Raw genomic sequence first — 12,537 nt, forward strand, 5'->3', positions numbered from 1 at the left:
GTGGTGCTCAATGTCGATCCGGAGGAACTCGTCGGAGCGGCCGCCGCACTCGCCGACCTGGTGCGGGTGACCGGCGCGGCCGTCCCGTCCGAGTGGGTGACGCCGGCCGGCTCCGACCCGATTTCCGCCGGAATGGTCCCACAGCTCAACAACGAAGCGGCGCAACTGCTCAACGGGGTGCGGGGTCTGTTGAGCGTGGTGCAGCGATCCGCCCATGAGGTCGGCGCGGCGGCCGTGGACTACGCGGCCACCGACTCGACCAATTCCCGGCTGCTCGGCGGGACCTCCGGTGCCGAGGTCGACAACCCGGCGGAGCTACCCGGCAACCTACCGATGCTGGTGCCGCCCGTCATCACGTTTCCGGACCCCGGTGCCGCGGTGGACACGCTGACCTTCGCACAGATGTTGCACGCCGGTCCGGGTCCGGCGGCCCCGGCTCGGTTCGCGGAGGTGTTGCGCGCCTTCGACAACGGGGCCGCCGCCGACGCCGGTCGCCGCGTCGGTGCGGCCGCCGAGGTGTTGCGGAACTGGACACCGGTCGGCGCGCAGGCGTCGGCCGAACTCACCCGGCACAACGACTGGCTGGACCGGATCCGGCGGCAGCTGAATCGGCTCGCAGAACGCGTCGACGCCTACAGTGACGCGTTTCGGATCGCCAAGGACAAACATCCCACGCCGTCGGAGATCCTCACCGCCCGCAAGGAACTGCTGCGGGCCATGCGGTCGAAGAACGAGGCCGCGACCTCGGCCGCGCTCGCCAAGTGGGAGGAGCTGAATCTGCGTTCCGCGGAAGCGATCGGCGGATACGAGGGGAGCATGATCGAGGACGCCGCCAAGGGCAATGGCGAGGGCGGCGGCGAGGGTGATGCCAGCATGCTCCAGGCGCTGCTGCCGGCACTGATGTCGGCATTGAGCCAGGGCGGGATGCTGGCCGCCGACCAGACGCTCACCGAGGGCTCCTACGACGGCTCCTACGACGACTATCCCAGCTACGGTGATTACGGCGACTACGGCAACTACGACGGAGTCTCGCCGAGCACCAGCCCACCGGGATCGTTCGACGGCTCCGGACCCGGCGTCGATCCGGCGTACACGCTCGGTCCGATGCCGATGAGCGCCGCACCCTCCGCCACATCCGGAGGCGGCGCGGGCACCCCCCGCCCTTCGGCCTTCGAACCCATCCGGTCCGGGTCCTCCCCGACGGGAACGATGATGGGCCGCGGTGGCTATATGCCGATGATGCCGATGATGCCGGGCGCGGGCGGCGCCGGGGCGGGCGGCGGTGGGGACCGGGGCCGCGTCGTCGCCTGGCATCCGGACCGGCTCATGTACGTCGACGACACCCCGCACACCGAATCGGTGATCGGCGAACGACCGGTGATCGCCCCCACCGTGACCCCGCCGACCCCGGCCCCGGCTGCCCAGACCCAGAACAATGCTGGAGGCTCCGCATGAGCGAAATCCATCCCGATGTGCAAGCGGCGCTGGACATGGCCCGCGATCTGCGCCACCGCATCGCCGATATGCGGGAACGGATCGACCAGATCCGCGCTCGCCGGCCCTCACCCGGTGGTGATGTGATCCCGGAAGTGGACGCCATGGGCCGGCTCACCGACCTGTACCTGGCACCCGGGACCACGATGCGATACACCAGTGACGAACTCGTCCAGGAGATCATGGCGGCGGTCACCGAGAGCACCGCCGACGCCGCGCGCCAACACCGCGCCATCATGGACCGCACCGTGCCGGAAGACAGTGGCGCGCAAGCGGAAACGGTGCCCGGGGCCGTGGGGCCGCGATCGTGACCGAGGTCGGCGGGACCGTCACCGTCACCGAGACCCTGCGGTGGCTGTACGAGGAAGGTTTGCAGCGGCTGGCGGGTGTCGGTGCGCGACAATCGAATCCGATCGCCGCGTACACGGTGGCGGTGGCCACCGGCACGGTCACCGTGCATCCGGCCACCGGGGCCGAGGGCGGCTCCGACGCGATCACGCTGTCGGCCGAGGATCTGCCGCATCCGGCGGACAGCTCGCGGCGACTGGTGGTCGTCGGGATCACCTCGGCGGAGGCGGCGCTCATCGTGGATCTCGAGTCCACGCTCGGCATGGCGATCAATGCCGACCGCCCCGAGTGCGTGGCCCGCTCCTGGGCCATGCAGTTGATGCTCAACCCCGAGATCACGCTGACCACCAACAGTGCTGCCACCGCCATCGGGGGCAGCGACCGATACCGGCACACCTTCATTCCCGGTGGCGGAGCCACGCTCATCAATATCGACGATGCGCGGCCCCCGATCACCACGGTCACGCTCAACCCCACGACCGAGAGCCCCGATCACCTCGACGTCGAGGCCGACGGCAGCGGTGAATGCTATCTCGGCACCCGGTTCTGGCGGCTGCGCAAGGTGATGACCATCGACGACACCACCTGGTCGGCGCTGTCGGCGACCCTGGACCCACGGATGGCGGAGGACAACAGCTGATGAACGACACGCACCTCGGCGAAGACGAGGAAACCCCTGCGGCTCCGGACTGGGGCAAGCGCACCTACGAAGTCTTCAATCCGGACAATACGGTCGGTGTGGCCTGCAACCGGGACGGTGAGATCATCGGCCTGCACCTCACCGACGACGCCCGGGAGTTCGGGGAGACCTGGCTGTCCGCCGAAATACTCAAATTGGCGCGGCTGGCACATCAGAAATCACGGGTCGGGCTGCGCACCGAGATGGAATACAAAGGGGCGCGGCCCTACACGATCGACGCGTTCGATCTGCCGACCGAGGCGGCCTACCGCGCCATGGAGGACGCCGAATTCGGCACCAGGTCCTGACTCGAGCACGCCACCTAGGAACGGAGTAGCCGATGTCGGACAGCGGCGGACCGATACTGGACATCGACGATGCGTCGGAGATCACCTCCGCCGCAGGCAGATTCACGACGGCCGTGCACACGGCCACGGAGGTGGCGAGCGGGTCCGCGGACACCCTGCGACCGGAGACCAAGCCGGAATCCGACCTCGACCGCGCCATGTGTGATCAGCTCGAATGGGTGCGATCCACCTTCGCGGCGGCCGCCCGGTCCAGCGCCGGCCGTGCGGACGATGTACTCGTCGACGCCCTGTTCGGCACCTCCGAGCTGGACGCCGCGGACGTGCACAACGGATCTCGGACACGGTACGAATCGATCTGATGTACGTGCGGTAATGGCACCGGAACAGCACAGCGCGCACTGGGACCAGATCGTCGGCGGGAACTGGCCCGCGATCGGCCCGGCGGAGTGGAGTGCACTGGAAGCCGCCGCTCGGGAGGCATCGCGGGCGATGAACACCGACGATGCGGCCCGAGCGCGTCTCGACTTCGATGAGCGGGTGCGCTCCAGCGGCCGATTGCAGTCGGTCAAGGATCGGATGCTGGCCCAGCGCAATGATCCGCAGGCCTATTCCGATGCTCTCGCGGCCACCGCCGATGTGCTGCGCAGCTACTCGGATGTGGTGTACCGGACCAGAAATCAGATCCTGGATATCGTCGAGCGCGCGGACCGCGACATCCGCGCCGAGCAGCGTGCTGCTGCGGCGCAGGACGACGAGGACGAGGACGGCGAAGCGGAGGCGGACCGTGCCGCCGAGCGGGAGCGACGGATCGCCGCCGTCATCGCGCGGGCTCGGGCGGACGTCGACGATATCGCCGCCGCCGCCCTCAACTCGATCAGTCCGGTCTCACTGCCGGAATTGACCGCTATCGCCGACCATTTGGGGCAGCCTGGGCCGCTGGCGCCGAATCGGCCGGTGGCACCGGAACCGCAATCGCCCTCGGCCACACCGTCGGCGGAGACCGAACCGGATATCGACGCTCCGCCGGGGCCGGACGCGGCCGGGCCTCCTGGGAAGCCGCGAGGTCCGGATGCCCGCGGTCCGCATGCGGTATTCCCGCTGCCACCGGCGGGCTGGGGTGAGCCGGATTCCACGATGCCCATCGGTGACGACGCGCGTGCCGGCGAGGATGCGCCGGGGCGACCAGAACGTCGCGAGCCCCCCGGTCCGCCGGCCGAACGGGTGGGCGGGCCGGAGGTGGTCGACCCGATGCCGGGTGTGCCGCCCGTCGGGCCGTGGCACGACCCGTCGGTCGATACGGGGACCGGAGGTCCGACCGGGGCGGGGATGGGCCGGACGGCGCCGGCCGTCACCGACCCGGACAACGACGAGACAACCTCGGACACTGAGGATTCGGCTGTGGGCCGGGCCGGTGAGCGCGCCTCCGGGAGCGAGGACGGCACCACGGGGTCCGGAAATGTCGGCGGCACCGACAGGTCGGGAGACGTCGGCGATACCGAGGGGGCCGGAGACACCGGCGGCGAGGGGGCCGCGGACATCGGCGGCGACGGATCGGCGCTCGGCCTCGACGTCGCGCCGAGCGGGGGGACCGGGTGGGCGGACGGACCCGTCGCGCCGGGCCAGGTGCTGCCGCCCGCGGTGGTGACCGCGCCGCCGCCGATGCCGGCGATCGCTTCACAGTCGACGGTGGCAACCGCTGGTGCGGCGAGCACCGCCGCAGCGGCGGCATCGGCCAATGCGACCGCTGCGGCGCGGTCGCCATCGGGCGTGTTCGGACCGAATTCTGCTGTTCCTCAGAGCACTTCGTCGGGTGCGCCGCCACAGCGAGCCGATGCCCGGCCGGACCGGCCGTCGACCCCGCTCGGGCGGGACGACACAACGGCCGAGCGTGACGAACCGCAACGCGCCGAAGAGGTGGTCGGCGCCGCGATGGTCGCCGCCGCCGCGCCGTCGTTCCTGGTGGGCGAACGTGTCGACGGCGATCTGGTTTTGGCCCGGACCCTGTTGGCCGGAGTGCTCGCCGCCGTCGGTCCCACCGTGCTCGGGCTGGACTGGGCGGTCGCGACGCTGCGTGGACCCGCCGGCCTGAGCGCCTTCCTGACCTCGAACGAGGGCCGGGGCTGGCTGCCCACCGGACTGTTCCTGCCGGAGGCTGCCTCGATGCCGTGGCTCTGGTCGGAATCCGAACGGGCCGGTGCGGCCTGGGAGGGGATAGCCGATCCGGCCCGGGTGCTCGTCGAGTTCGGCCTGGCGTGGGGGCAGCGTTCCGCGGCGGGCTTCACCGCGCTGGCCTCGTCGACAACGATCGGTCCCGACCTGCGCGCCCGGTTCCGGGAACTGCCGATGGCGGATTCGGTCCCGGCCTCGGCACGGTGGGACCTGCGGGCGCCGGCCCCGGGACTGGTCGACCGACTCGGCGCGGTCGGCGCGCGGGAACTGTCCGTGCGGGCCGACGCGATCCCCGGGGGTGAGAGGGCGGCACGGTGCGCCGGGCTGGCGTGGGATGCGCACACGAAGGTCGCCGCACTGACCGCTCCGGGGTCGGAGGCAGTCATGACTCGTGAAGTCCGAGAACGGATTCTGGCTATGGTGCGCCGGGACGAGCCCGTGCCACCGGAGCTGTGGGACGAACTGCGCGACGCCGACGACTTGCTGACCGCCGCCATGCTGACCCGCCGGATGGACGCCTCCCGGGTGGACCTGGGCGAGCTCAAGGCCGGACCCGACAGTGCCGTGCTGCGCGCCATGGTCTTCGAACGCCGGTGCGACGAACTCGTACTCTTGCTCGCGGAGGCCGCGGCAATCCCCGGCGGGGCCGAGGCCACCAGACAGCTGATGCGGGACGCCGTATACGCCCACGCTCAGATCATCGGGCATCCACAGTTCATCCCGGAAGCACCCGCCGGTCCCGCCGATCCGGGCGGCGGGCGGCCGGTCGTCACGGCACCGCCGCGCTGATCCGCGCCGCGGCCGAACCTCCCACGACTGGGAAGGTCGGAGAATGTAGGCCACAGGCGCGGGAAAGGACAGAGCGAGCATGCCGGACCGGATGGATATCGACCCGGAAGTATTGCGTCAGCTCGCGAATCAGCACGACCGGGTCGCCCGCGACACCCGGGAGTGGGCGCAGCCGCCGTCGGCCTGGCTCGACAACTTCCTGCCCACCTACGGCAAGATCGCTTTCCCGGTGTACAAGGCCCTCGTTCAGTATTACAACGCGCGCCAGCTCGCCGGTGAGCGTCTGGCCGATCAGCACGACCAGACCGCCGCGTCACTCCGGGCCGCCGCGAACAGCTACGAACGCACCGATGACGACATCGCCTCCGGATTCCGCCGGGCCGGTGACGAATTCGGTGCGCCATCGCAGCTGCCCGGGACGCCCGGAGCCGGTCAACCGACTCCGATCAACGGTGCCCCGTCGGCCGATGCTCCCGCCGTCACCACACCGGCCGCCGCGAATACCGACCCCGGTCTGAACGGCGCACCGATCGGCACAGGGCTCGGTGCGGGTGCCGCGACCACTCCGGCCGCGGAACCGACGGCACCCGCGGCCACAGCCACCTCACCGGCGGCCGCGGCCCCTTCGGCCGCCGGAAGCCCGACAGCGCCCGGCGACACCACGCAGTCGACCACCCCGGCCACCACGGGCACGGGAGCGCAACCGTCCGGAACCACGCCCGGCGCGTCGACGCCGCCCGGCGGCGTGGTGCCACCGGCGGTGATGACGCCCGCCGCCGGCATTCCCGGCGGCGCGGACCAGACCGCTTCCGGCACACCGGGCGGGTCGACCGCCAATGGCGTGGGTCTGCCGATGATGCCGATCGCGCCATTCGCCTCCGCCCTGGCCAATGCCAGGGACAAGGCCGCCGGACCCGCCTTCGTGGTGGGCGGGCAGCCGGATGACGACCTGGTGCTCGCCCGCACGCTGCTCGGCGGAATTCTCTCCGCCGTAAGGACTTCCGCGCTCGGCCTGCAATGGGCGGTGTCGGTGCTGCGCGGGCCGGGTGGCGCCATGGTGCTGGTGACCTCGAACGAGGGCCGGGGTTGGCTTCCCGCCGGGGTTTACGTGCCGCAGGGCACCACGCTGCCGTGGGCCGTGGCCGGCGCCGAGACCGCCTGGGAGGGCATCTCGGACCCGGCGCGGGTGCTGGCCGAGTTCAGCCTCACGATCGGCGCCGCATCCGGTGCCAGGCTGACGGCCCTGGTCTCCTCGGCGGAGATCGACTCCGGTCTGCGGGAACGTTTCGGCGACGTCTCGATGCAGTCCGCGGTCCCGCCCTCCGACGAGGTGGATCTCAGCGTGCACACGCCGGATACGGTGGACCGTCTGGCGCTCACCGGCATGCCGCGGTTGCAGGACAAGGTCGGCGGCGTGCCCGACGACAAGCTCCGCGACCACTGCCTCGGGCTGGCGATCGACGCCCACTCCCGGGTCGGGCAGACGAGCGCTCCGACACCGGAAGCGGCCGCGGTGCGCCGGTTGCGCACCAAGATCCTCGACCAGCTGCGGGAAGGCGCCGAAGTCCCACGCGAGTGGTGGGACGAGCTGCGCGACGCCGACGACCTGCTGGCGGCGGCCATGCTCTCCCGCCGCGTCGATGTGCGCCGGGTCGAACTCGGTGAGCTGCGGGTGGACGACCAGGCCGCGCTCCTGCGTGGCCTGGTGTACGAACGCCGCTGCGACGAAGTGCTGATGTTGTTGAGCGAGAACGTGACCCGGCAGGAACTGCGCGACGCGGTGTACGCGCACGTGCAGATCATCGGCCACCCGCTCTACACCGCGACACCGGAGACGGTGGCCGCGCCGGACGCGGTCGTGGCACAGCGGTACGAGGTGCTCGTCTCCGAAGCCGATCTCGTCGGTGGCGAGACCGGGCAGCCGGGCGTCAGCGCCGGGTCACCGGATGCCACCGCCACGCCCGCTACGCGGGTGGGGTCGCCCACCGAGGTCGCACCGCCTGCTGGGACTACACCGCTTGCCGGGGCCGCACCCCCCGCGGCGACCGTGCCGCCCACCGCGTCCGCGCCGCCTGCCGGAGCGGTACCGCCGGTGCCCCCGGCCGGAGCGGTCGCACCGGACCCGCGCCGCGACGATCACAGTGCCGGAAAGAACGGCGCGCGATGACCGCTCGACGTCGTGAGCCCCATCCCAATGTGCGTGCCGCACAGGCCATGGCGCGGGAACTGCGGCACCGCGCGCTGGCGATGCGGGAGAAGTTCGAGCGCATAGTCGCACGCCGTCCATCCCCGTCCGGCATGGTCATTCCCGAGGTGAATGCCAAAGGGCAGCTGCTGAACCTGTATCTGGCACCCGGAACATGTGCGCGTTTCGACAGCCGGGAGCTCGTGGCCGAGATCATGGCCGCAGTGTTGGAGAGCACCAACGACGCGCGGCAGCAGTACCGGATCGCGACGAGCGATCCGACCGATCGGCCCCGGCCGCTGGGCGAGATCGTGCGCGAGTGGCGTTCCGGAAACGGTCCGAAAACCCAGATTCCCAACTTTGGGAAGCAAGGAGAATGAACGGCAGGTACGTCAGCGGAGGGAGACACCGGGATGGTGAACCAGCTGCGCCTCGATCCGGATAACCTGCGCGCGCTGGCGGACCGGCACGATCGGGCCGCCGCCAAAATCCGGGAGGCTGGCCGGATTCCGGAGGGCTGGATCGGCAGATTCCGATCTCAGTACGGAACCATCGCCGAACCGATGCGTGCCGCGCTGGCGGACTATTTCGACCGGCGGCATCGACGTGCGGAAAAGCAGGCCGCCAGACATGAGCGGACTCGGGACATCCTGCGGGCGGCGGCAAATGAGCTCGAACATCGAGACCACGATTCCGGGCGGAATATCGGTGATCGCGGGCGAGGTTTCGACACCGTGCCCACATCCGGTGGGCCGGTGCCCGTTTCGACAGCTCCCGCCGCCACGAACCCGATAGTCACGCCTCCGGTGGTCACGAATCCCACCGCCGTGACTCCGGGGCCGTCGGCGTCGAACTCCGTGCCGAGCGGCCCCGTAACCGGTCGACCGGTTGCGCCGCAACACCTTCCGGACGACGGTTCAGCCCCGGCGGTGATCCCGGGAGCAAGTGCCCAGAACCGCTCCGATTCTCAGCACTCCGGACTTTCGACTCGGCCTCCAGTGTCTGGTGAGCCCCGTCGGGCACAGGAAACCACCGGGCGGGCGGGCGGCAGTGGGACCGCACCACCGCCGGGCGGTCCGCCCGGACTCGGCGCACAGGCTCCGGCGGGGGCGACCGTTTCCGGTCCGGGAGCAGGCCCCCCTCCGGCGGCCGCGCTCGCGGCCGCCGACGCACACTCCAGCGCCCAACCCGCCGGTGTCGCCAGGCCGGCATCGGCCGTGGCCGTGGGAGCGGCCGCGACCACCGCTGGCACACGGCAGCGCCCGCAGCCTGGGGACTCGGCGGCCGGCAATCCCGACCTGGCCGCCGCCCGCACCCTGCTTGCGTCGATACTGCACGCCGTGGGGCCGACGGCTCCCACGGTGACATGGTCGGTCGCGGCCCTGCGCAGTCCGGTCGGCATGGCACTGTTGCTCACCACCAATGAAGGTAGGGGCTGGCTGCCACCGGGTCTGTACCTGCCCCGGAAGCTGTCCACGCCGTGGCGACGCGACGATGCGGTGGGTATTGGGGAATCCGAGTGGACCACTTGGGAGCAGTACACCGACCCTGCGCGGATTCTGGTGGAGTTCGCCGAGATCTACGGGCCGAAAGCGAATGCCCGGCTGACCGCGCTGGTGAGCTCGGACCGCATCGATTCGCAACTGCGAGCGGATATCCCGGATACGGTGGTCGGTGAGTTGGTCGCACCCGCGAACGAATTGAACCTGCGAAGTCCCGGACCTCGTGTCGTCGACCGTTTGGGCTTCGCCGGTTCCGCCGGAGCGCTAGCCGAGGTATTCGGCGTACCGCCTGCGATGCGCGCGGCCCGGGGTCTCGCATTGAGTGTCGAAGCCCATCACCGAGTGCGGCGAGCTGACGCCACGCCGGTGGCTGCGGTTCCGGTCGAACAATTGCGGGAACGGATGCTGGCCCTGCTCGAAGCCGGGGAGCCCGTTCCGAAACAGTGGTGGGTCGAGCTGCGGCGGGCCGATAACACTCTTGCCGAAGTGATCCGATCCCACACGGCAGGGGATCGGGAAAACAGGCGGACCCTGGCATTTCAGCGCCGATGCACCGAATTATTGCTGCTGCTGAACGGAGAGCCGGGATATCGCCGACTCCGGAACCAGTTCTACGCATATGAGCAGATTGTGAAGCATCCGGCCTTCGTCGATTCCCGGATGGCAACTGTCGGACCGGAGCGTGATGTCGGACGACCCGTCGCCGTCCCTGATCTCTGTGTCGGACCGGACAGCGGGCTGCTGCGCGCCGAATAGCGAGGAGAGATCGTGGCGAAGGACGAACCCTATACGGTTTACGCTAATGATGGGGGGCGCTCCGACTCGGACACCCGCCCGGAAGAGGGGTTCTATTACTTTCAAGACCATGCCGCCGGGGAGCTGACCCTCTATGAGGTGGTGGGCGGCCAGCACGTTCCCATCGAAGTGTGGCCCAATTCGGATGCCGTCGACTATCGCGTATCGGAAGACGGTACCGCGTACTCGGCTGAAGACTCGGCCGATGCCGACGGTCTGAAAGACAAAGAATATGCAATCGACGAAGGCAGTCCGGACGCCGAGAGCGATATCGAGAAAAGCGACACGCTGGCCGATCTCGATCTCTGGGGAGACTTCGGCGAACAGACGCGCCTGACCCCGGAAGGGGATCGCTTCGAAGTGGTGAACTTCCCCTTTCCGCGCGGTTCCAGTCCGGACCTGAAGCTGTTGATCAAAGATTCCCAGGACACCATGCAGGAGGGCTTCGACTCGATCCCCGTGGAAGATCCGGAGTCGGCTCCGGAGTTCACCAACGTTCTCCAGGATATCGGGACGACGGATGGCTGGAAAAATGTCATGGGCATTGAGGATAAATCTGCGACCAATGACGGGCACGAGACATTCGCCGAACGCATGGATGAGCGGCAATCCTTGTTCGACGACAAGAACGACAATGTCAAGTTCGACGTCGAGGGCCTCCCGGCCAAGAAGAAAGAGATCCTGGCGGCCCTGAGGAAGATCAAAGACGACTTGCGCGCCCACCTTGAAGTTGATCTCCTCGTCGAACTGGAGGAGAGTAAATATTCGACGATCGAAGTCGATGACGACGGAAATATCGTCGCAGACAGCTACGAACCCATCGGCAACACTCATCGAGAGTATTACACCAGTGTCGTGTACGAGTTGACCGAAACCGAGTCGGGTCACCGGCAGTATCAATTGACACCTGAAAAGGAGCAGCTTTACTACGTCCAGAAAATCATTGACGCTTCCGATTTGTGGGATACGGAATATGATCGCGCAGTCAAGGAATTTCAGGACCAGGCCGCGCGTACCGACGATGACAAAGATGGTGATGGTGATGGTGATGGCAACGGGAACGGGAACGGGAACGGGAACGGCAACGGGAACGGGAACGGCAACGGCAACGGCAACGGGAACGGGAACGGCAACGGGAACGGGAACGGCAACGGGAACGGGAACGGCTACACCGACCCCTTCGCCGGTAGCGGTCTGAACAACGGCAAGGACCTATTCGGAGATCTGATCGATGGCCCAACCGGTGAGACCGGTGCGAACGGCGAGACCAGTGGGCGCAGCGGGATCACCGCCGAGAAACTGGAACAGATAATCAGCGAACTGGAGGCTGAACGCGGAACCGATAGTGTCGGCTCGGGCGACACGGGCACCGGTCCTGACGGCTCGGATTCGGGTACCGGCCGTACCCCGTCCCCCGCCGCGAGTGCCACCCAGGTCCCCGCGCAGAGCACCAACTCCGGCATGGGCGGTATGGAGAGCATGCTCCCGATAGCCGCGCTCATGTCGGGGTTGTCCGGCAACAACAGTCCGTTTGCGCGCAAGGAACCCGAACCCGCGCCCGACGAGGACCCTCGGAACACCGACCCCGGTGGGAATCCGTATGCGCCCGACCAGAATCCGGTGCCGATTCCGGGGAGCGAGATGCCCGAAGCGGTGACCCCGCCCGAGGGCGTCGGCCCTCCGCCGCAGACATTCACCCCACGGGGTGGGATGGTGGACGTCAAGCTCCCGGACGGTACGACGCAGAAAGTGCCGGCGGTGGTCGCCGAAGCGGTGAACAAGGAACTGCACAACCCGAACGGCAGTGACGGGCGGGGTGCCTACGAGGGGACGGTCGCGGAGGCGTCGGCGGGCAATTCGTGGATTCCCGTGGGCCCGACACCCGGGGGAACCGATGACGAACCTCGCCCCGGCATTCAGACCGGCGATGTGGTGCAGTGGGAGAACCGGACGGCGCTGGTGGTGGTGACCGACGAGGGCCTGAAGGTCATTGTGAGCGGGCAACTCGTACCCCTGGATCCGAACAATCCCCCCGATGACGGCAATGGGCCGTACGGTGACTTCGTCGGCTACTTCCATCCGACCGGAATCGACCAGACCACACCGAATCCCGATCCCAGCGACGATGCCGCCACGGCCGATCCGCCGCCGGTCACCGCCTCGGACCGGACCGCGCCGGAACCGCCCGCCGTGGAGGCTCCGACGTTACGGTAATAGCCGGAGCCTGAGCGCCCCCGCCTGCAAGGGGTTCCACCGGATGCGGGCGGC

The 12,537-nt window shown here is 68.9% G+C and carries 10 protein-coding genes and 1 pseudogene; all 11 read left to right on the forward strand.

Annotated features, from left to right (window positions below; translation table 11 throughout):
• The 11 genes and pseudogenes from QJS31_RS04195 to QJS31_RS04245 all read left to right on the forward strand — a co-directional run bounded on the left by QJS31_RS04195 (position 1) and on the right by QJS31_RS04245 (position 12,483).
• Entirely contained in the window at positions 1-1,455 is a 1,455-nt protein-coding gene (locus tag QJS31_RS04195) for a PE family protein (RefSeq protein ID WP_306355949.1), read from the forward strand.
• On the forward strand, positions 1,452-1,805 hold the full coding sequence (locus QJS31_RS04200; protein ID WP_306355950.1) for a YbaB/EbfC family nucleoid-associated protein: 354 nt from the start codon (positions 1,452-1,454) through the stop codon (positions 1,803-1,805). Before QJS31_RS04195 ends, QJS31_RS04200 begins: the two co-directional genes overlap by 4 nt.
• A complete protein-coding gene (locus tag QJS31_RS04205; RefSeq protein ID WP_244961596.1) occupies positions 1,802-2,482 on the forward strand; it encodes a hypothetical protein in 681 nt (226 codons plus the stop codon). Before QJS31_RS04200 ends, QJS31_RS04205 begins: the two co-directional genes overlap by 4 nt.
• Positions 2,482-2,829, forward strand: a complete 348-nt coding sequence (locus QJS31_RS04210) for a hypothetical protein (protein WP_306355951.1) — start codon at positions 2,482-2,484, stop codon at positions 2,827-2,829. The genes QJS31_RS04205 and QJS31_RS04210 overlap by 1 nt, the downstream gene beginning before the upstream one ends.
• A 32-nt stretch (positions 2,830-2,861) precedes the next feature.
• Positions 2,862-3,188, forward strand: a complete 327-nt coding sequence (locus QJS31_RS04215; protein ID WP_306355952.1) for a hypothetical protein — start codon at positions 2,862-2,864, stop codon at positions 3,186-3,188.
• A gap of 13 nt (positions 3,189-3,201) precedes the next feature.
• Complete coding sequence (locus QJS31_RS04220) at positions 3,202-5,787, forward strand: hypothetical protein (RefSeq protein ID WP_282779521.1); 2,586 nt, start codon at positions 3,202-3,204, stop codon at positions 5,785-5,787.
• A gap of 79 nt (positions 5,788-5,866) precedes the next feature.
• A complete protein-coding gene (locus QJS31_RS04225) occupies positions 5,867-7,954 on the forward strand; it encodes a type VII secretion target (RefSeq protein WP_306355953.1) in 2,088 nt (695 codons plus the stop codon).
• Positions 7,955-8,001: 47 nt separating this feature from the next.
• The gene (locus tag QJS31_RS04230; protein WP_306355954.1) at positions 8,002-8,352 is read left to right on the forward strand and encodes a YbaB/EbfC family nucleoid-associated protein; all 351 of its coding nucleotides are present in this window, start codon (positions 8,002-8,004) and stop codon (positions 8,350-8,352) included.
• Between the two features lie 33 nt (positions 8,353-8,385).
• Positions 8,386-8,622 (forward strand): annotated as a pseudogene (locus tag QJS31_RS37305) (type VII secretion target); the annotation flags it as partial.
• 912 nt (positions 8,623-9,534) lie between these two features.
• Positions 9,535-10,230, forward strand: coding sequence for a hypothetical protein (locus tag QJS31_RS04240; protein WP_306355956.1), 696 nt, complete (start codon positions 9,535-9,537; stop codon positions 10,228-10,230).
• 12 nt (positions 10,231-10,242) lie between these two features.
• Positions 10,243-12,483 carry a hypothetical protein gene (locus QJS31_RS04245; RefSeq protein ID WP_306355957.1) on the forward strand — a complete coding sequence of 747 codons (2,241 nt, stop codon included), beginning with the start codon at positions 10,243-10,245 and terminating at the stop codon, positions 12,481-12,483.
• Positions 12,484-12,537 lie beyond the last annotated feature (54 nt).

It is taken from the genome of Nocardia sp. CC213A, assembly GCF_030766805.1.
GTDB lineage: Bacteria > Actinomycetota > Actinomycetes > Mycobacteriales > Mycobacteriaceae > Nocardia > Nocardia otitidiscaviarum.

Excerpts from the sequence above, each read along its gene's own strand:
- QJS31_RS04200 (WP_306355950.1), top strand. The coding sequence starts at position 1,452 with ATGAGCGAAATCCATCCCGATGTGCAAGCGGCGCTGGACATGGCCCGC.
- QJS31_RS04210 (WP_306355951.1), top strand. The coding sequence starts at position 2,482 with ATGAACGACACGCACCTCGGCGAAGACGAGGAAACCCCTGCGGCTCCG.
- QJS31_RS04215 (WP_306355952.1), top strand. The coding sequence starts at position 2,862 with ATGTCGGACAGCGGCGGACCGATACTGGACATCGACGATGCGTCGGAG.
- QJS31_RS04220 (WP_282779521.1), top strand. The coding sequence starts at position 3,202 with ATGGCACCGGAACAGCACAGCGCGCACTGGGACCAGATCGTCGGCGGG.
- QJS31_RS04225 (WP_306355953.1), top strand. The coding sequence starts at position 5,867 with ATGCCGGACCGGATGGATATCGACCCGGAAGTATTGCGTCAGCTCGCG.
- QJS31_RS04230 (WP_306355954.1), top strand. The coding sequence starts at position 8,002 with ATGGCGCGGGAACTGCGGCACCGCGCGCTGGCGATGCGGGAGAAGTTC.